The organism is Escherichia sp. SCLE84 (genome assembly GCF_012584495.1).
Taxonomy (GTDB): Bacteria; Pseudomonadota; Gammaproteobacteria; order Enterobacterales; family Enterobacteriaceae; genus ECMA0423.
In genome coordinates, this window is sequence record NZ_CP051430.1 from 1,639,585 (window position 1) to 1,660,199 (window position 20,615).

Genomic DNA, 20,615 nt, shown 5'->3' on the forward strand with positions numbered 1-20,615 from the left:
ACGTCAGGTAGTTTCTAACCATAGCTGCCCTTTCTATTCAAACGTGAAATCAATAAGCTCATCAGGGACATCGCAAACAATATGAAGACGGGTTTCTTCTCTGCCGTGACTCTTTTCACTAATTGCGTAACTGTCATGCTTGGGATTATTTAATTCTTTCAGCGGAAATTTTTCCTCGAAGGCTTTATTTAGCCGCCCCTGGTTTCCTTTTACAGCGAATAAATAATCACCTCCCTGTTTTTGTATCTTCTCTGCAATATCTTTCTGGCAACCCATCGCATCGGTTGTGATGATTTTTCCTTTAATATCCAGCATGTTAAGAAGTTCTGGGATAGCTGTGATCTCATTGGATTTCTTATCCGTCTTGATCTGCCCGATGACCAGACTGTGCATTGTTGAGAACGCACTAATGACATGAATCGCTCCCCTGCGGCGACTCTTGTCATAAGAGTGCCGGAGCGTTTTTCCATCAATTGCAATGACGTCTTTATCATTTGATGAATGGCAATCACGCATCCAGTTAATAAAGCACTCGTGAAATTTTGCAGGACTGATACAGGATACAACTCTGGCAATAGTATCGTGAACAGGAATACCATTTTCAAAATCACCATATTGCTTCAAGAAATCGAGATGTGTTTCCCCGAAATCCTCTATATCTTCCCAACTTTCTGCACCAGAAATAACGGCAAAAATAGTCAATAGTAGGATGCCTGACAATTTATGCTCTACTTTCCAGGCTTATCTGTAATCGGGAATAATAGAAATATGTTCCATCAATTTTTTAAGTTCCATTTGTTCACCTTATTTATGTAAGGAGTATTTGATCATGTATAAGCTATGAAAAACAGCTTTAGGTAATAAGGAATATCTCAATTTTTAAACATAAAATGCGAATTATTTAGTACAAAAAAGTAGCGTTACGTGATCTTTCCCTGGGATACAACTCTGGCAATGGTATCGTGAACAGGAATACCATTTTCAAAATCACCATATTGCTTCAAAAAATCGAGATGTGTTTCCCCGAAATCCTCTATATCTTCCCAACCTTCTGCACCAGAAATAACGGCACAAATAGTCAACAGTAGAATATCTGACAATTTATGCACCACTTTCCAGGCTTGTCTGTAATCGGGTGTAATAGAAATATGTTCCATCAATTTTTTAAGTTCCATTTGTTCACCTTATTTATGTAAGGAGTATTTGATCATGTATAAGCTATGAAAAACAGCTTTAGACAATAAGTAGTATCTCAATTGTTGAACTTAAAATTCGAATTATTTAGTACAAAAAAGTAGCGTTACGTGATCTTTCCCTGCAAATGGAACGCAAAATAAACACCTATTCCATGAGTTATATAATTTTTCACAATGATTAATTTGTTTTCTCAGGAAGAGATTTTATTTCTCTTCACTACGAATTAGTTCATGCTGTATCTTTATTAAACATTCGTAAGACTCATTTTTGTTCGGGAGATGTGCTGTCATTCGAGCATAAGTTGGTTTCTCATCTTTAAAATATTTTACCATGATTGAATTATCAAGGACTGCCAACAACTGAACTGGATCACTGCTCTTTTTTTGATAGATACCCGCTCTTATATAACTTCTAAACCGATCGCCGAGAAACGCCGTTTTTTCTGCTGTATTTATCAACTCCTGCAACGTTCCTTTGATGGCATGATTTTCATTAAAGCGTAGTGACCCGACGCGAATTAAGAGTCTCGCCCCGCTTGGTGTGAATTTATTATTTTTACATGTACCCAGTTCTGTTTGCCAATAATACTCACCGATGTCCTCATTCTGATACCATCTCCACATGGCTTTATTATTTAAGACAGGAAACGCGGAAAAAATAGTACCCTTAGCGAAAATAGTAAAACAATCATGATCTTTAGCTTGTATTTCGCAATCAGCTATAACACCAAAACTAACAAATATCATCAGCAAAAAGAACAAAACTCTTTTCATTTTCTTATTCCTCTCGATGTTCTCTGTTTCATCTTAGCTAAAATTTCACCCAAATCATCTATCCCTGCTGTTGCTGGCCCATCGGGTTTATTAATGTCTGGGAATAAATAGGGTTCTGCACAAGTATATCCTGGTGGTAATTGAGTTGTTGGCCAATTTGTCTGTGGCAGGTAATCACTTGCTGTCTTTGTATCCATCCCTGGATACTGGGAATCATCCTGTGGCGTACAAGTCAGATTTGGTTTTACCCACTTCCTGCAATACAGTGTGTAGTCGTAAGGGCTTAATGCTCTGAAGAATGTTTTGAAAACATTAGGCGCACTACTGGCCTGGTCAATAGGATATGGCAGTCTTAATTGTTTCGCTATGTCCGGCAATTTACTTGGATCGGGCGTAGGCGGTTTGTTGGGTCTCGCTCCATATCCGCCATTATTTAAGTGTCCATATTTTGATGCCAGTCCCATTGAATCTATATACTGAACCGGATTCAGCGGATACTGATAAAAATTCCATCCCCCCTTCAGCCCAATCGGATCCTGAGTGATATACCTCCCCTGCAGCGGGTCATAATAGCGGTGGCGGTTGTAATACAGGCCGGACTCCTCATCATACTGCTGCCCCGGCAGCCGGATAAGCTGCTGCAGCTGATGCGGGTTCTCTTCATTCAGCAGGTTGCCCCATTCATCATATTCTGCGCACCATTCTGTTGCCCCTTCCGTGCTGACAAGCGCCAGCGGCAGGCCGCGATGGTCGCAGTGGTACAGGTGGATTTTTCGCGCCGGCGTGTACACCGGGTCCATCTGGTTTTGCATCTGCTCCACGGTCAGGCCGCACGATGCCAGCCAGCGGCGGCTTTCCTCACTCACCCGGTCAGCCAGGATTTCACTTTCCAGCCGGTCGAGCATCTGCACCAGCACCGGCGGGAACACCACACTGCCACCGTCTTCGCCGCCGGACTGCTGAAGCGCATCCGCCAGGCTGCGGCGCTGCGTTCTGGCCAGTTCACCGGTGGCAGTTTCAACTCTGATGAGTGGTGTGAAGCTCCCCGGCTGATAAATCGTCTGGATGCGGCTCCTGTCGTTCTGTATCGTGGTCAGCCGGTCGCCGTCCCAGCCGTACCAGGTCACTTGCGGTTTCCGTGACAGCGACATCCAGCCCGTCAGGTCCCGTTCACGCCGCTACACCCGTTTTGCCACCCTGCGGCCCAGCGGGTCGTAAAGATAGCGACTTTCGACCAGCGGCTCTGCATATTGTGTCCGCGTGTAGTGCACCAGCCGGTGCTGACTGTCGTAATGGTACCGGTGAGTCCGCTCATCATCCGTGCGGATAACCCCTTCCGGGATGAGGTCGGTTTTCTCTGTCAGCCTGCCGTGACGGTCATACCGGTAAAGATAGTGCGCGTCACGGGCGATACGGTTATCCGGCCACATGCTGAGGGTGCTGTCCGGGTGCAGCTCCGGGTCGGGCAGGCGGTTACCTGCCGGGTCTGTGGCATACGGGATGCGGATATCCAGATTCGCTGCGGTGGTGTGAACGCCGGTCAGCCTGCCGGTGGTGCTGTAGCTGTAACTCCGGGTCTGGCGCGGGCTGCTGATGCGGATGAGTTCGCCGTTGTCGTTCCAGGTGTAATCGCGGTCAGACAGCAGGCTGTTCAGGTGCTGGCTCTGTAACTGCCCGGCAGGGGTATAAGCGGTGGTGAGTTCATAACGGCCGAAGCTGCGCAGCGTTTCCCGGTGCAGGCGGTCGCGGGTGTACTCCACCAGCGGTGTGTCGCCGAGTTTCATGCCTGCCAGGTAACCGCTGCCGTAGGTCAGCCATTCCACGGCGGGCAGGCTGTCCGGTATACAGCGGTTCGCCAGCCCCTGCGCGTTGTACGCATGTCTGGTCTCATGCTGCCAGAGCAGTGCTTCCGTCTGCGGGTGATGCACCGTCTGACGCTCACCGGTCAGCCGGCCTTTCTCATCATACCCGTAATGCACCGTCACCCGGTGCCCTTCGCTGATATGGCTGATGTCTGTCAGCCAGCCGCGTTCGTCATACTGCCACTGCTCTGCGGTTTCGCCATTCACGGTGCGGTGCGTGAGGCGGTCTGCTTCGTCATAGTGCCAGTGGGTGACCAGCCCCTCATCCTCGCTGCGGATAAGTTTGCCGGTCAGGTCGTGGTGATAACGCTGTGTGCGGCCGTCAAAGCCGGTTTCCTGTATCAGCCGGTCGAGTACATCGTAACGGAAGGTGGTGTGGCTGCCGTTTTCACTGGTCAGGCGGATGACCCGTCCGGCAGCATCGTATTCCATACTGCGCGTCAGACCGCCCTGCGTGGTACAGATGGCTTTTCCCCACGCATCGTACTGTGTCCCGTTTCTGCTGCCGTCCGGGGCAATGACGGTGGTCAGGTCACCGGCGGCGTTGTATTCATACCGCGTTTCATGGCCCTGCGTGTCTTTCACCGCAGTTAACTGTCCACGGCTGTCGTATGCGTGGTACTGGCTCAGGCCTTCCTCGCGGTGCACCGCCGTCACCTGACCAAAACGGTCATGGTCATAGCGGGTTACATAACCGGAACAGTCAGTGAAGGTCAGCAACTGACCGTAACGGCTCCACGTCATGGTTTTCCGGCTGCCGGTGGCATCGTCCGTTGCGCAGGGGAGGTCACTGTGTGGATTATCATAACGGTAGCGGGTGATATCGCCGTCAGGGGCGGTTTCCTGAATCAGACGGCCGGATTCATCATATTCCCGGCGCAATTCCAGCCCGTCAGGCCCGGTGGCTGACGTTAACTGGTTGTGGTGGTTATAGTAAAACGCCGATGCCCTGCCATCCGGCGTGGTTATGCGCGTGATGAGGCCCGTCACCACATCCGGGCTGTACTCTGTTGTCCTGCCTGCGGCATCCGTCTGTGCCCTGAGCCTGCCCACGGCGTCAAACTGACTCTGCGTGACGCTGCCGTCCGCGTGTTCCTTTTTCACCACCCGCTTCAGCCCGGCTTCGCCCTGCGTGTGCAGCACTTCACGGCGGTCCAGGCTGTCGGTGATGGTGATGCGGTCTTTCTCATACTGATACGTGTAGCTTAAGCCTGCCGGGTTTAGCTGTTCTGTCACCCGCCCGTCGCTGTCGTAACGGTAACGGATTTCCGGTCGGCCCGTGTGACGGTGCGCCACCATCCGGCCCCGGTATTTATCATCGTAAGTAAAGCTGCGCACCTGTGTATTGCTGCGGTCATACACTGCCGCCAGTTCGCCGCGCGGCGTCCAGCCATAGCGCACCAGCGGCGCGGCAGGTAAATTCTCCGGGTATTCCGGGTCGTGCGTCAGCCACACGGCAGACAGACGGATGCCGTTGTCCCGGCCATATTCGGTGTAACCCGGCAGGGTATCAGGAAAAGCGGACGGTTCCGTCCCGCCGGAAATGGCCTGCTGCCGGGCTTCTTCTGCCCGCTGCGCCTGCGTGGTCAGTACCAGCCGGAAGTGACGCCCGGCACCATCCGTCACGCCGGTGATTTCGCCGCTGAATTCACCGGCGGCTTCGCGGTGGAACGTCTGTGTGCGCCCGAAGCGGTCCACCAGCCCGGTCAGTACCCGGTACGGCGGCAGCGGCGCAGGCAGCACCTCATCCGCTTCCGGCACCCGCTCACACCAGCCGAGCAGCCACCACGGCCCCTGCGGACTGTTTGTCGCCAGATAACGATGCGGACTTAAGCGGAGTTCTTCCGGCAGCGCCTGCCAGAGTGCGGCCAGCCGGTGACCTTCATCCAGTTTCGCCACGCCGCCGCGCACCAGCCACAGTGACTCGCTGCGGCTGTAACCGTCCTCACCGGGAAACAGGTGCTCAAAATACAGGCTTCTGCCGCCGTTATCACTGAGTATCAGTGTGTTATCGCGCAGCTGTAAGCGGATATCCGCAGGCATTTTCCAGCCGGGGCCGAGGCTCCCCACCGGCGCGGGCGTTTTTGTCCGGTAACTGCTGTAGGTGCGGGAGAGGATGAACGGCAGCGGGGCGGGCAGGGCGATGTCGGTTTCACCGGGAAGGACCTTTGCACCGAGCAGCGGATTGACCGGATGGCCGGACGTCACCCCGCCGGGGCACCCCGAACAGGCCACACCGGTTGGGGCACCGATGCGCACCCCGGCTGAACCCTGAACAATGCTACCGCCATACTGCGTCATGTCGCCCTGACGCGCCGCCGGTTTTCCGCTCATCTGCTCATCCTTGTTTTATCGGGTTATTTGTCTGCTGACAGGCGAAACCCTACAGATTTATAAGAAAGCCTTAAGTGAGATATCTGTCAGATAAGAACAATTAGGAAAATATTTATATATATTTCATGAATATATGTTTCGATTGGTATAACGATGTCTAAATATTCCTCTGAACATCTTCCTGATACAAAAAACCGCCAGCGTTTCCGCTGGCGGTTTTCAATGTATTCAAAACTCAGCAATCAATAAAAATCACCAGTTGCCTTTTCGGCCTGATCCATCCACACCGGTTTATCGCTGGTTTTCGACCAGACGCGATGCAGGTAGCTGTAAAAGCGGGCGCGGTCTTTCCAGAAAAGCATGAAAGGCAGCGCCAGAACGCCCGCTGCAACCGCATAAGTACGGCGTAAAAAGATAAGCCATGCAGGATATTCTCTGTAGAGTTCCATACTTTTCTCCCCCTTTTGTATCTACCCGGTGAATGGCACCGGAAAAATGAATTTGTTTATCTGATGAAAATAGTACCGCCTTTTGTGTAATTTTACTACTCATCCGACCACTTATTTTTGCTTATTGATGGTTTATTTACATTCATCCTGTAATTAAGTTACACAAAAGTTAAATTAATACTAAACATTAGTTAAATCATGGCTTTTGCCATTTTTATACTTTTTTTACACCCCGCCCGCAGATTTTTGCGAAATCTTTGCAGCCAGAATTCTACCCTTCCGGTATCACTTTTAGGCCACTGGAGGTGCACTGTGAGTGCAGGCGTGATAACCGGCGTATTGCTGGTGTTTTTATTACTGGGTTATCTGGTTTATGCCCTGATCAATGCGGAGGCGTTCTGATGGCTGCGCAAGGGTTCTTACTGATCGCCACGTTTTTACTGGTGTTAATGGTGCTGGCACGTCCTTTAGGCAGCGGGCTGGCGCGGCTGATTAATGACATTCCTCTTCCCGGTACAACGGGCGTTGAGCGCGTACTTTTTCGCGCACTTGGCGTCTCTGACCGTGAGATGAACTGGAAGCAATATCTTTGTGCCATTCTCGGCCTGAACATGCTGGGGCTGGCGGTGCTGTTTTTTATGTTGCTCGGTCAGCACTATCTGCCGCTTAATCCACAGCAGTTGCCGGGGCTGTCGTGGGATCTGGCGCTGAATACCGCCGTCAGCTTTGTCACGAATACCAACTGGCAATCTTACAGCGGTGAAACCACGTTGAGCTATTTCAGCCAGATGGCTGGCTTAACGGTGCAAAACTTTCTTTCTGCCGCCAGCGGGATTGCGGTGATTTTTGCCCTCATCCGTGCGTTTACCCGCCAGAGCATGAGCACACTCGGGAATGCCTGGGTCGATCTGCTACGCATCACGTTATGGGTGCTCGTCCCTGTGGCGTTGTTGATCGCACTGTTTTTTATTCAACAAGGTGCGCTGCAAAACTTTCAGCCTTATCAGGCTGTGAATACCGTTGAAGGAGCGCAACAGCTGTTACCCATGGGGCCTGTAGCTTCTCAGGAAGCGATCAAGATGCTCGGTACTAACGGCGGTGGCTTCTTTAATGCCAACTCGTCGCATCCGTTTGAAAACCCAACCGCACTGACCAACTTCGTGCAGATGCTGGCGATCTTCTTGATCCCAACGGCGCTGTGCTTTGCCTTTGGTGAAGTGACGGGCGATCGCCGCCAGGGGCGCATGTTGCTGTGGGCGATGTCAGTGATTTTTGTCATCTGCGTAGGCGTGGTGATGTGGGCAGAAGTTCAGGGTAATCCTCATCTGCTGGCGCTCGGCGCAGACAGCAGCATCAATATGGAAGGTAAAGAGAGCCGTTTCGGCGTGCTGGTCAGTAGCCTGTTTGCGGTCGTGACTACGGCGGCTTCCTGTGGCGCGGTGATTGCGATGCATGATTCGTTTACCGCTCTCGGTGGCATGGTGCCGATGTGGCTGATGCAAATTGGTGAAGTGGTGTTCGGCGGTGTCGGTTCTGGTCTTTACGGCATGATGCTGTTTGTCCTGCTGGCGGTGTTTATTGCCGGGCTGATGATTGGTCGTACACCGGAATATCTGGGTAAAAAAATCGACGTACGCGAGATGAAACTGACTGCACTGGCGATTCTGGTTACCCCGACGCTGGTGCTGATGGGCGCGGCGCTGGCAATGATGACCGACGCCGGACGTAGCGCCATGCTCAACCCTGGCCCGCATGGTTTTAGCGAAGTGCTGTACGCCGTGTCATCCGCCGCTAACAACAACGGCAGCGCCTTTGCCGGATTAAGCGCCAACTCCCCGTTCTGGAACTGTTTACTGGCGTTCTGCATGTTTGTCGGTCGCTTCGGGGTGATTATCCCGGTGATGGCAATTGCCGGTTCGCTGGTGAGTAAAAAGAGCCAACCCGCCAGCTCCGGCACGCTGCCAACGCACGGCCCGCTGTTTGTTGGCCTGTTAATCGGAACCGTGTTGCTGGTTGGCGCACTGACCTTTATCCCTGCCCTGGCGCTTGGTCCGGTGGCGGAATATCTCTCCTGATGATATTGAGTGAGCACTGAATATGAGTCGTAAACAACTGGCGCTATTCGAACCAACACTTGTCGTTCAGGCGCTGAAAGAAGCGGTGAAAAAATTAAACCCGCAGGCGCAATGGCGCAATCCGGTGATGTTTATCGTCTGGATCGGCAGTCTGCTGACCACCTGTATTAGCATCGCGATGGCAAGCGGTGCGATGCCTGGCAATGCGCTGTTTAGCGCGGCAATTAGCGGCTGGCTGTGGGTCACCGTACTGTTCGCTAATTTCGCCGAGGCGCTGGCAGAAGGCCGCAGTAAAGCGCAGGCCAACAGTCTTAAAGGGGTGAAAAAAACTGCCTTTGCCCGCAAGCTGCGTGAGCCGAAATATGGCGCTGCGGCGGACAAAGTTCCTGCCGATCAACTGCGTAAAGGTGACATCGTGCTGGTAGAAGCTGGCGATATTATCCCCTGCGATGGTGAAGTCATTGAAGGCGGCGCATCGGTCGATGAAAGCGCCATCACCGGGGAATCGGCACCGGTGATCCGTGAATCCGGCGGCGATTTTGCCTCCGTCACCGGCGGCACGCGTATTCTTTCTGACTGGCTGGTGATTGAGTGTAGCGTTAACCCCGGTGAGACATTTCTGGATCGGATGATCGCGATGGTGGAAGGCGCACAGCGACGCAAAACACCGAACGAGATTGCCCTGACTATCCTGCTGATTGCTCTGACCATCGTCTTTTTACTGGCAACCGCCACGCTGTGGCCGTTTTCCGCGTGGGGCGGTAATGCCGTGAGTGTAACGGTACTGGTGGCGCTGCTGGTCTGTCTGATCCCAACCACTATTGGCGGCCTGTTGTCAGCGATCGGCGTCGCCGGGATGAGTCGGATGCTGGGCGCGAATGTGATTGCCACCAGCGGACGTGCAGTTGAAGCGGCAGGTGACGTTGACGTTCTGCTACTGGATAAAACCGGCACCATCACACTCGGTAACCGTCAGGCGTCGGAGTTTATCCCTGCGCAGGGCGTGGATGAAAAAACGCTGGCTGACGCCGCACAACTGGCTTCGCTGGCTGATGAAACGCCGGAAGGCCGCAGTATTGTGATCCTCGCCAAGCAACGTTTTAACCTGCGCGAGCGCGATGTGCAGTCGCTCCATGCCACCTTTGTACCGTTTACTGCGCAAAGCCGGATGAGCGGGATCAACATCGACAACCGCATGATCCGTAAAGGTTCTGTCGATGCCATTCGCCGCCATGTTGAGGCTAACGGCGGTCACTTCCCTACCGATGTTGATCAAAAAGTCGATCAGGTTGCGCGTCAGGGGGCCACGCCGCTGGTGGTGGTGGAAGGTTCCCGTGTGCTGGGCGTTATTGCGCTGAAAGATATCGTCAAAGGCGGTATTAAAGAGCGCTTCGCCCAGCTGCGCAAAATGGGCATTAAAACGGTGATGATTACCGGCGATAACCGTCTGACTGCCGCCGCCATTGCTGCGGAAGCGGGCGTCGATGATTTTCTCGCCGAAGCGACACCGGAGGCCAAGCTGGCATTGATTCGTCAGTATCAGGCGGAAGGCCGTTTGGTGGCGATGACCGGCGACGGCACCAACGATGCTCCAGCGCTGGCGCAGGCAGATGTCGCGGTGGCGATGAACTCCGGTACTCAGGCGGCGAAAGAAGCGGGCAATATGGTCGATCTCGACTCTAACCCGACCAAGTTGATCGAGGTGGTACATATTGGCAAACAGATGCTGATGACCCGTGGCTCGCTGACCACCTTCAGCATTGCCAACGATGTGGCGAAATACTTCGCCATTATTCCGGCGGCGTTCGCGGCAACGTATCCGCAGTTAAATGCGCTGAACATCATGCGCCTTCATTCGCCCGACTCCGCCATTCTCAGTGCGGTCATTTTCAACGCCTTGATTATCGTCTTTTTGATTCCTCTGGCGTTAAAAGGCGTGAGTTATAAACCGCTTACCGCTTCTGCCATGTTGCGCCGTAACTTATGGATTTACGGTCTGGGTGGGCTGCTGGTGCCGTTTATTGGTATCAAAGTCATTGATTTACTGCTGACCGTTTGCGGTCTGGTGTGAGGTTTACCATGCGTGGCTTACGTCCGGCATTATCGACATTTATCTTTCTGTTATTGATTACTGGCGGCGTTTACCCGCTGCTGACCACCGTGCTGGGGCAATGGTGGTTTCCCTGGCAGGCCAACGGTTCGTTGATTCGTGAAGGTGATACGGTGCGGGGTTCGGCATTAATCGGGCAGAATTTTACCGGCAACGGCTATTTTCAGGGTCGCCCGTCGGCAACGGCAGAAATGCCCTATAATCCACAGGCTTCTGGCGGGAGCAATCTGGCGGTCAGTAACCCTGAGCTGGATAAACAAATAGCCGCACGCGTTGCTGCATTACGGGCCGCTAACCCGGATGCCAGTACGAACGTTCCGGTTGAACTGGTGACGGCATCGGCAAGCGGGCTGGACAATAATATCACCCCGCAAGCGGCGGTCTGGCAAATCCCACGCGTGGCGAAAGCGCGTAATCTCAGCGTTGAACAGCTCACGCAACTGATCGCAAAATACAGCCAACAACCGCTGGTGAAATATATCGGCCAGCCGGTCGTCAACATTGTTGAACTCAATCTGGCGCTGGATAAACTTGATGAATAACGAACCCTTACGTCCCGACCCCGATCGTCTGCTGGAACAAACTGCCGCGCCGCATCGGGGGAAGCTGAAAGTTTTCTTCGGTGCCTGTGCAGGCGTCGGGAAGACCTGGGCGATGCTGGCAGAAGCCCAGCGACTGCGGGCGCAAGGGCTGGATATTGTGGTTGGCGTGGTAGAAACCCATGGGCGGAAAGATACCGCCGCCATGCTTGAAGGGCTGGCTGTTCTGCCGCCCAAACGCCAGGCGTACCGTGGGCGGCATATCAGCGAGTTTGATCTCGATGCCGCCCTCGCCCGCCGTCCGGCGCTGATCTTAATGGACGAACTGGCGCACAGTAATGCGCCAGGTTCTCGTCATCCTAAACGCTGGCAGGATATCGAAGAACTGCTGGAAGCTGGCATTGATGTTTTCACAACCGTCAACGTTCAGCATCTGGAAAGTCTGAATGATGTGGTCAGCGGCGTCACCGGAATTCAGGTACGGGAAACCGTGCCCGATCCTTTTTTCGATGCCGCCGACGACGTAGTGCTGGTGGACTTGCCCCCGGACGATCTGCGCCAGCGGCTGAAAGAAGGCAAAGTCTATATTGCCGGGCAGGCGGAGCGCGCCATTGAACATTTTTTCCGCAAAGGCAATCTGATCGCCCTGCGTGAACTGGCACTGCGCCGTACTGCCGATCGCGTAGATGAGCAAATGCGCGCCTGGCGGGGGCATCCTGGTGAAGAGAAAGTGTGGCACACGCGCGACGCGATCCTTTTATGCATCGGGCATAACACCGGCAGTGAGAAACTGGTCCGCGCGGCGGCGCGGTTGGCCTCGCGCCTGGGTAGCGTCTGGCACGCGGTGTATGTTGAAACCCCTGCCCTGCATCGCTTACCGGAAAAAAAACGTCGGGCAATTCTCAGCGCCTTACGTCTGGCGCAGGAGCTGGGCGCGGAGACGGCTACACTTTCTGATCCAGCGGAAGAAAAAGCAGTAGTGCGTTATGCCCGTGAACATAATCTCGGCAAGATTATTCTCGGTCGCCCGGCCTCGCGCCGCTGGTGGCGTCGGGAAACGTTTGCTGACCGACTGGCGCGCATCGCCCCCGATCTCGATCAGGTGCTGGTCGCGCTTGATGAACCACCCGCCCGCACGATTAACAACGCGCCGGATAGCCGCTCTTTTAAAGACAAGTGGCGGGTACAGATTCAGGGATGCGTGGTTGCCGCCGCGTTATGCGCCGTTATCACTTTAATTGCCATGCAGTGGCTGATGGCGTTTGATGCCGCCAACCTGGTGATGCTGTATCTGCTTGGCGTGGTGGTGGTGGCGCTATTTTATGGACGCTGGCCTTCGGTGGTTGCTACCGTCATTAATGTGGTGAGTTTCGATCTCTTTTTTATCGCCCCACGCGGCACGCTCGCTGTCTCTGATGTGCAATATCTGCTGACCTTCGCGGTGATGTTAACCGTCGGGCTGGTGATCGGGAACCTTACTGCGGGTGTGCGTTATCAGGCGCGGGTAGCCCGTTACCGCGAGCAACGCACACGGCACTTATATGAAATGTCGAAAGCTCTGGCGGTGGGCCGCAGTCCGCAGGACATCGCCGCCACCAGCGAACAATTTATTGCCTCCACGTTTCATGCCCGCAGTCAGGTGTTGTTGCCCGATGACAACGGTAAATTGCAGCCGTTAACACATCCGCAAGGAATGACGCCATGGGACGATGCCATCGCGCAGTGGAGTTTTGATAAAGGCCTGCCTGCGGGTGCGGGCACCGACACGTTACCCGGCGTGCCGTACCAGATTTTGCCGCTAAAAAGCGGCGAGAAAACCTACGGACTGGTGGTGGTGGAACCGGGGAATCTGCGTCAGTTGATGATCCCGGAGCAGCAGCGCCTGCTAGAGACGTTTACGCTGTTAGTCGCCAATGCGTTTGAGCGGCTGACGCTGACCGCCAGTGAAGAACAGGCGCGGATGGCAAGCGAACGTGAACAGATCCGCAACGCCCTGCTGGCGGCGCTTTCGCATGATTTACGCACGCCGCTTACGGTGCTGTTTGGTCAGGCAGAAATCTTAACGCTCGATCTGGCAAGCGAAGGATCGCCCCACGCCCGCCAGGCCAGCGAGATTCGTCAGCATGTGCTGAACACTACCCGACTGGTGAATAATCTACTGGATATGGCGCGAATTCAGTCCGGCGGCTTTAATTTAAAGAAAGAGTGGTTAACGCTGGAAGAAGTAGTCGGCAGCGCGCTGCAAATGCTGGAACCGGGTTTATCGTCGCCCATCAATCTTTCTCTGCCAGAACCGCTGACCTTAATCCACGTTGACGGGCCACTCTTTGAACGGGTGCTGATTAATCTGCTGGAGAACGCGGTGAAATATGCGGGTGCGCAGGCCGAAATTGGTATCGATGCCCACGTTGAGGGCGAAAATCTACAACTGGATGTCTGGGATAACGGCCCCGGTCTTCCGCCAGGCCAGGAGCAGACGATATTTGATAAGTTTGCTCGCGGGAATAAAGAGTCGGCAGTACCGGGGGTAGGGCTTGGACTGGCAATTTGTCGGGCGATAGTGGATGTACACGGGGGCACTATTACCGCGTTCAACCGACCGGAAGGTGGTGCCTGTTTTCGTGTTACACTTCCCCAGCAAACCGCTCCTGAACTTGAAGACTTTCATGAGGATATGTGACAAACGTTCTGATTGTTGAAGATGAACAGGCTATTCGTCGCTTTCTGCGCACGGCGCTGGAGGGCGACGGGATGCGCGTCTATGAGGCCGAAACGCTGCAACGCGGCTTGCTGGAAGCGGCTACCCGTAAGCCAGATTTGATTATTCTCGATCTCGGCCTGCCCGATGGTGATGGGATTGAGTTTATCCGCGACCTGCGCCAGTGGAGCGCGGTGCCGGTGATTGTGCTTTCCGCACGCAGCGAAGAGAGCGACAAAATCGCCGCGCTGGATGCCGGAGCGGATGATTATCTGAGTAAGCCGTTTGGCATTGGCGAATTGCAGGCCCGTCTGCGCGTCGCTTTACGCCGCCACTCCGCCACCGCCGCGCCCGATCCGCTGGTGAAATTTTCCGATGTTACCGTCGATTTAGCCGCCCGCGTGATTCACCGGGGTGAGGAAGAGGTGCATCTCACGCCGATTGAGTTCCGCCTGCTGGCGGTGCTGCTGAATAATGCCGGGAAAGTGCTCACCCAGCGCCAGTTACTCAATCAGGTGTGGGGGCCAAACGCGGTCGAACACAGTCACTATTTGCGTATTTATATGGGACATCTGCGACAAAAACTGGAACAGGATCCCGCTCGCCCCCGCCATTTCATTACTGAAACCGGTATTGGGTATCGGTTTATGCCATGAATGTTTATTCAATAAATGCGCTTAAATAATTATTAATTTATTATTAAACCTGCCAAGAATATTATTATTTGGCAGGTTTAATTTCTTAACGCAAATATAAAACACAAAATTACAACATTTAAATAACAAAACAGCATCTAATATGGCGCTATTCATAATTAATGATTTATTATTTGGGGTATGATCGTTTTTTGTTGATCTTCTTCACAGATTATAGCCATTTCATGGATAGAATAACTCTACCTTCAACTGACACAGCAAGAGGTAAAGGTAAATGGAAAATAATAACCGCTTAATGCCTCATATAAGGCGGACAACCCATATCATGAAGTTTGCCCATCGTAATAGTTTTGACTTTCATTTCTTTAATGCCCGCTAGTCTTCTGACTAAAGGGCACCCCAACGTACAGGTCTCCCTGACTTTAAGCATTACAGGTTAATACCTGTATTCCTCGGTGCTCATATACTGCTAACCCTTTTAAACTCTAAATAATTCGAGTCGCAGCACTTGCAACTTGAGGTATGACGAGTATAGCCAGTTACCGGGCTGGTCTGGGTTATTGCATCTGCAAAAAGCAAACTACTGATTTATTTATCAGCGGTGGAGCTTTGCTTTTTTTCCGGCGTGATCGATTTCTCCTTTGAGAAATTGAGGACCTGCTATTACCTGAAATAAAGAGATGAACAAAATGTCAGAATTAAAAATTGCCGTTAGTCGTTCTTGCCCTGATTGTTTTTCCACTCATCGTGCATGCGTGAATATAGACGAAAGTAATTATATTGACGTTGCCGCCATTATTTTATCAGTCAGTGATGTTGAACGTGGAAAACTCGATGAAATAGACGCTACTGGCTATGACATTCCTGTTTTTATTGCAACGGAAAATGAAGAACGTGTACCCGCAGAATATCTGCCACGTATTTCTGGTGTCTTCGAACATTGCGAATCACGTAAAGAGTTTTATGGACGTCAGTTAGAAACCGCTGCCAGCCATTATGAAACGCAACTGCGCCCGCCCTTCTTCCGCGCACTGGTCGATTATGTTAATCAGGGCAATAGTGCTTTTGACTGCCCTGGTCATCAGGGGGGTGAGTTTTTCCGTCGCCATCCGGCAGGCAATCAGTTCGTGGAATACTTTGGCGAAATGCTCTTCCGCTCTGACTTGTGTAATGCTGACGTAGCAATGGGCGATCTGCTGATTCATGAAGGTGCGCCATGTATTGCACAACAGCATGCGGCTAAAGTCTTTAATGCCGATAAAACCTATTTCGTTTTAAACGGTACTTCATCTTCTAATAAAGTGGTCTTAAACGCATTGCTGACGCCGGGCGATCTGGTGTTGTTTGACCGCAATAACCATAAATCTAACCACCACGGTGCGTTGCTACAGGCTGGCGCGACACCGGTTTATCTGGAAACCGCACGTAACCCGTATGGTTTTATCGGTGGTATTGACGCTCACTGTTTTGAAGAAAGTTACCTGCGTGAGCTGATTACAGAAGTTGCACCGCAGCGGGCAAAAGAGGCTCGTCCTTTCCGCCTCGCCGTTATTCAGCTAGGCACTTACGACGGTACGATTTATAACGCCCGTCAGGTGGTGGATAAAATTGGTCATCTGTGTGACTACATCCTCTTTGACTCCGCATGGGTCGGCTATGAACAGTTTATTCCGATGATGGCTGACTGTTCGCCGCTGTTGCTGGATCTTAATGAGAACGATCCGGGTATTCTGGTTACGCAATCCGTACATAAACAGCAGGCTGGTTTTTCTCAAACTTCACAAATCCATAAAAAAGACAGCCACATCAAAGGGCAACAGCGTTATGTACCGCACAAACGCATGAACAACGCCTTTATGATGCACGCCTCCACCAGCCCGTTCTATCCGCTGTTTGCCGCACTGGATATCAACGCCAAAATGCATGAAGGTGTCAGCGGTCGTAATATGTGGATGGATTGTGTGGTAAATGGCATTAATGCCCGCAAACTGATCCTCGATAACTGTCAGCATATTCGTCCGTTCGTACCTGAACTGGTGGATGGTAAACCCTGGCAGTCGTATGAAACAGCGCAAATTGCGGTTGATCTGCGCTTCTTCCAGTTTGTACCAGGGGAACACTGGCATTCTTTTGAAGGCTATGCAGAGAATCAATACTTTGTCGATCCTTGCAAACTGTTGCTGACAACCCCAGGTATTGATGCACGTAACGGCGAATATGAAGCGTTCGGTGTACCCGCGACGATTCTTGCTAACTTCCTGCGCGAAAATGGCGTAGTGCCGGAAAAATGCGATCTTAACTCCATCCTCTTCCTGCTGACTCCGGCAGAAGATATGGCCAAGCTTCAGCAACTTGTTGCCCTGCTGGTACGCTTCGAAAAACTGCTTGAGTCCGACGCGCCATTAGCAGAAGTGCTGCCTTCCATCTACAAACAGCATGAAGAGCGCTACGCCGGTTATACCCTGCGTCAGTTGTGTCAAGAAATGCATGATTTGTATGCCCGTCACAACGTGAAACAACTGCAAAAAGAGATGTTCCGTAAGGAACACTTCCCACGCGTAAGCATGAATCCGCAAGAAGCCAACTACGCCTATTTACGCGGTGAAGTGGAGCTGGTTCGTCTGCCGGATGCAGAAGGCCGTATCGCTGCCGAAGGTGCGCTTCCTTATCCTCCGGGTGTGCTGTGCGTTGTTCCGGGTGAAATCTGGGGTGGTGCTGTTCTGCGTTACTTCAGCGCTCTGGAAGAAGGGATCAACCTGTTGCCAGGTTTTGCACCGGAGCTTCAGGGTGTCTATATCGAAGAACATGATGGTCGTAAGCAAGTTTGGTGCTATGTCATCAAGCCTCGTGATGCGCAAAGCACCCTGTTGAAAGGGGAAAAATTATGAGTCAGGCTAAATCGAACAAAATGGGCGTCGTTCAGTTAACCATACTGACGATGGTCAACATGATGGGCTCCGGTATCATCATGCTGCCGACAAAGCTTGCCGAAGTTGGGACAATTTCAATTATCTCCTGGCTGGTGACAGCCGTAGGCTCAATGGCACTGGCATGGGCATTCGCAAAATGCGGTATGTTCAGCCGTAAATCAGGTGGTATGGGCGGTTATGCCGAGTATGCTTTCGGTAAGTCCGGCAATTTTATGGCGAACTACACCTACGGTGTCTCGCTGCTGATTGCTAACGTCGCGATTGCTATTTCGGCGGTTGGTTACGGCACCGAACTGCTCGGCGCGAGTTTGTCGCCAGTGCAGATTGGTCTTGCGACCATCGGAGTGCTGTGGATTTGTACCGTGGCTAACTTTGGTGGTGCGCGCATTACCGGGCAAATCAGTAGCATTACTGTGTGGGGGGTCATTATTCCGGTGGTAGGCCTGTGCATTATCGGCTGGTTCTGGTTTAGCCCGACGCTTTACGTTGATTCCTGGAATCCGCATCATGCACCGTTCTTCAGTGCAGTAGGTTCTTCCATCGCTATGACGCTGTGGGCTTTTCTCGGTCTGGAGTCTGCGTGTGCGAATACTGATGTAGTGGAAAACCCGGAACGTAATGTGCCAATCGCGGTACTCGGCGGTACGTTAGGTGCGGCGGTGATTTATATCGTCTCCACCAACGTGATTGCAGGGATTGTGCCTAATATGGAGCTGGCAAATTCAACGGCACCATTTGGCCTGGCCTTCGCACAGATGTTCACACCAGAAGTGGGTAAAGTCATTATGGCGCTGATGGTGATGTCCTGCTGCGGTTCGCTGCTTGGCTGGCAGTTCACCATTGCCCAGGTGTTTAAATCTTCATCTGATGAAGGCTACTTCCCTAAAATTTTCTCCCGTGTAACCAAAGTGGATGCACCGGTGCAGGGAATGTTGACCATTGTGATTATCCAGAGCGGGTTGGCGCTGATGACGATTAGCCCGTCGCTAAACAGTCAGTTCAACGTGCTGGTTAACCTGGCCGTGGTGACCAATATCATTCCGTATATTCTGTCAATGGCGGCATTAGTCATTATTCAGAAGGTCGCTAATGTGCCCCCCTCAAAAGCGAAAGTTGCAAACTTTGTTGCTTTTGTTGGCGCGATGTATAGCTTTTATGCGCTGTACTCATCCGGGGAAGAAGCCATGCTGTACGGTTCCATCGTGACCTTCCTTGGTTGGACACTGTATGGTCTTGGTATCACCACGCTTTGAACTGAAAAATAAACACGGTTAAAAAAGCAAAGCAAAAAAGGGCGATCTTGCGACCGCCCTTTTTTTATTAAATGTGTTTACGCGTTTTTCAGAACTTCGCTAACAATCTCAACCGCTTCTTTCTCAATCTGCTTGCGATGTTCTTCACCGAGGAAGCTTTCGCAGTAGATCTTATATGCGTCTTCCGTGCCTGACGGACGCGCGGCGAACCAGCCGTTGTCAGTCATCACTTTCAGACCGCCGATAGAAGCACCATTGCCCGGTGCCGCCGTCAGGCGCGCGGTGATCGGGTCGCCTGCCAAGGTGCTGGCGCTCACCATTTCCGGAGACAGCTTAGACAGCGCCGCTTTTTGTGCGGAAGTCGCAGCTGCCTGCAAACGGTTGTAGCTCGGCGCACCAAAGCGTTTTGCCAGTTCGTTGTAGTGTTCCTGCGGGTTCTTACCGGTGACCGCGGTGATTTCCGCCGCCAGCAGACACATGATGATGCCGTCTTTGTCGGTGGACCACGGCGTGCCGTCGAAACGCAGGAAGGAAGCCCCTGCGCTCTCTTCGCCGCCAAAACCGAAGCTGCCGTCGAACAGACCATCAACAAACCATTTGAAACCTACCGGTACTTCTACCAGCTTACGGCCCAAGTCATTGACCACACGGTCGATCATCGCAGAAGAAACCAGCGTTTTACCGACAGCAACATCTTTGCCCCACTGCGGACGATGCTGGAACAGGTAGTTGATCGCCACCGCCAGGTAGTGGTTCGGATTCATCAAACCTGCCGGAGTGACGATACCGTGACGGTCATAATCCGGGTCGTTAGCAAACGCCAGATCGAACTTATCACGCAGTGCCAGCAGGCCCGCCATCGCACACTCGGAGGAGCAGTCCATACGGATCGCGCCGTCTTTATCAAGGTGCATAAAGCGGAAGGTTTGATCGACCTGATCGTTAACGATGGTCAGGTTGAGGTTGTAATACTCGCCAATACGCTTCCAGTATTCGATACCGGAACCGCCCAGCGGATCAACGCCCAGCGTCAGGCCCGCTTTCTGAATTGCCGCCATATCAACGATATCGGCCAGACCTTCCACAAACGGCTGCACCAGATCCTGCTCTTTTACATGACCGGATGCCATCGCTTCGTCGAGGGAGATACGCTTCACGCCTTTCAGGCCATCGGCCATCAGTGCGTTGGCCCTGTCTTCCACCACTTTGGTGACGTTGGTATCAGCCGGGCCACCATTTGGCGGGTTGTACTTGATACCACCATCTTCCGGCGGGTTATGGGACGGTGTAATCACGATACCGTCTGCCAGCGGGCCACCTTTTTTATTGTGAACCAGGATGGCATTGGAAATGGCAGGTGTCGGAGTGAAGCCATTGTTTTCCTGCACAATGACATCAACGCCGTTCGCTGCCAGCACTTCCAGTACGGAAATGAACGCAGGCTCGGACAGGGCGTGAGTATCTTTACCCACATAGCAAGGGCCAGTGATGCCGTTTTTCGCACGTTCTTCAGCAATTGCCTGAGCGATCGCCAGAATGTGCGGCTCGTTAAAGCTGTGGCGCGCTGCACTGCCACGGTGACCGGAAGTACCGAATTTCACCGCGTGCTCCGCATTCCCTGCTTCTGGTTTCAGTACATAATATTGCGCCGTCAGTTGGGCGACGTTAATCAAATCACTCTGTTGTGCAGGTTGGCCTGCACGATTGTGGATTGCCATTGCTTTGTCCTTTGTCTGCAA

Annotated in this window: 12 protein-coding genes and 4 pseudogenes; 10 read left to right on the forward strand and 6 right to left on the reverse strand. The window is 52.5% G+C overall.

From position 1 onward, the window contains the following. Positions 1-36: 36 nt before the first annotated feature. The 5 genes and pseudogenes from HGD79_RS08185 to HGD79_RS08205 all read right to left on the reverse strand — a co-directional run. Positions 37-795 (reverse strand): annotated as a pseudogene (locus HGD79_RS08185) (ISAs1 family transposase); the annotation flags it as partial. A gap of 143 nt (positions 796-938) precedes the next feature. After that, positions 939-1,175 (reverse strand): annotated as a pseudogene (locus tag HGD79_RS08190) (ISAs1 family transposase); the annotation flags it as partial. Between the two features lie 225 nt (positions 1,176-1,400). Continuing rightward, entirely contained in the window at positions 1,401-1,970 is a 570-nt protein-coding gene (ybfC, locus tag HGD79_RS08195; protein ID WP_021564973.1) for a protein YbfC, read from the reverse strand. Beyond that, a pseudogene (locus HGD79_RS08200) lies at positions 1,967-6,166 on the reverse strand (RHS element core protein). The gene ybfC and the pseudogene HGD79_RS08200 overlap by 4 nt, the downstream one beginning before the upstream one ends. 242 nt (positions 6,167-6,408) lie before the next feature. Next, entirely contained in the window at positions 6,409-6,615 is a 207-nt protein-coding gene (locus tag HGD79_RS08205) for a YbfA family protein (RefSeq protein ID WP_000424924.1), read from the reverse strand. A gap of 312 nt (positions 6,616-6,927) precedes the next feature. Between HGD79_RS08205 and kdpF the strand changes: the two genes are divergently transcribed. From kdpF to potE, 10 genes and pseudogenes are all read left to right on the forward strand, one after another. Continuing rightward, positions 6,928-7,017, forward strand: a complete 90-nt coding sequence (kdpF, locus tag HGD79_RS08210) for a K(+)-transporting ATPase subunit F (protein WP_001272653.1) — start codon at positions 6,928-6,930, stop codon at positions 7,015-7,017. After that, on the forward strand, positions 7,017-8,690 hold the full coding sequence (kdpA, locus tag HGD79_RS08215) for a potassium-transporting ATPase subunit KdpA (RefSeq protein ID WP_000741137.1): 1,674 nt from the start codon (positions 7,017-7,019) through the stop codon (positions 8,688-8,690). The genes kdpF and kdpA overlap by 1 nt, the downstream gene beginning before the upstream one ends. Positions 8,691-8,712: 22 nt before the next feature. Then, positions 8,713-10,761, forward strand: a complete 2,049-nt coding sequence (kdpB, locus tag HGD79_RS08220) for a potassium-transporting ATPase subunit KdpB (protein ID WP_000087967.1) — start codon at positions 8,713-8,715, stop codon at positions 10,759-10,761. An 8-nt stretch (positions 10,762-10,769) separates the two neighbouring features. Then, on the forward strand, positions 10,770-11,342 hold the full coding sequence (kdpC, locus tag HGD79_RS08225) for a K(+)-transporting ATPase subunit C (protein ID WP_001297248.1): 573 nt from the start codon (positions 10,770-10,772) through the stop codon (positions 11,340-11,342). Then, positions 11,335-14,019 (forward strand): two-component system sensor histidine kinase KdpD, encoded by a 2,685-nt coding sequence (kdpD, locus tag HGD79_RS08230; RefSeq protein WP_001297245.1) that lies wholly within the window; start codon positions 11,335-11,337, stop codon positions 14,017-14,019. The genes kdpC and kdpD overlap by 8 nt, the downstream gene beginning before the upstream one ends. Continuing rightward, positions 14,016-14,693, forward strand: coding sequence for a two-component system response regulator KdpE (kdpE, locus tag HGD79_RS08235; protein ID WP_000186103.1), 678 nt, complete (start codon positions 14,016-14,018; stop codon positions 14,691-14,693). The genes kdpD and kdpE overlap by 4 nt, the downstream gene beginning before the upstream one ends. A gap of 161 nt (positions 14,694-14,854) precedes the next feature. Further along, positions 14,855-14,989 (forward strand): hypothetical protein, encoded by a 135-nt coding sequence (locus HGD79_RS26965; protein ID WP_001299172.1) that lies wholly within the window; start codon positions 14,855-14,857, stop codon positions 14,987-14,989. Next, positions 14,968-15,072 (forward strand): leader peptide SpeFL, encoded by a 105-nt coding sequence (speFL, locus tag HGD79_RS08240; protein ID WP_001312672.1) that lies wholly within the window; start codon positions 14,968-14,970, stop codon positions 15,070-15,072. The genes HGD79_RS26965 and speFL overlap by 22 nt, the downstream gene beginning before the upstream one ends. Positions 15,073-15,382: 310 nt before the next feature. Next, positions 15,383-17,581, forward strand: a complete 2,199-nt coding sequence (gene speF, locus HGD79_RS08245; RefSeq protein ID WP_001297242.1) for an ornithine decarboxylase SpeF — start codon at positions 15,383-15,385, stop codon at positions 17,579-17,581. Then, positions 17,578-18,898: pseudogene (gene potE, locus HGD79_RS08250) on the forward strand (putrescine-ornithine antiporter). The gene speF and the pseudogene potE overlap by 4 nt, the downstream one beginning before the upstream one ends. Before the next feature lie 55 nt (positions 18,899-18,953). On the opposite strand, the gene pgm reads toward potE, so the two are convergent. Next, complete coding sequence (gene pgm / locus HGD79_RS08255) at positions 18,954-20,594, reverse strand: phosphoglucomutase (alpha-D-glucose-1,6-bisphosphate-dependent) (RefSeq protein WP_000974363.1); 1,641 nt, start codon at positions 20,592-20,594, stop codon at positions 18,954-18,956. Between the last annotated feature and the right edge of the window lie 21 nt (positions 20,595-20,615).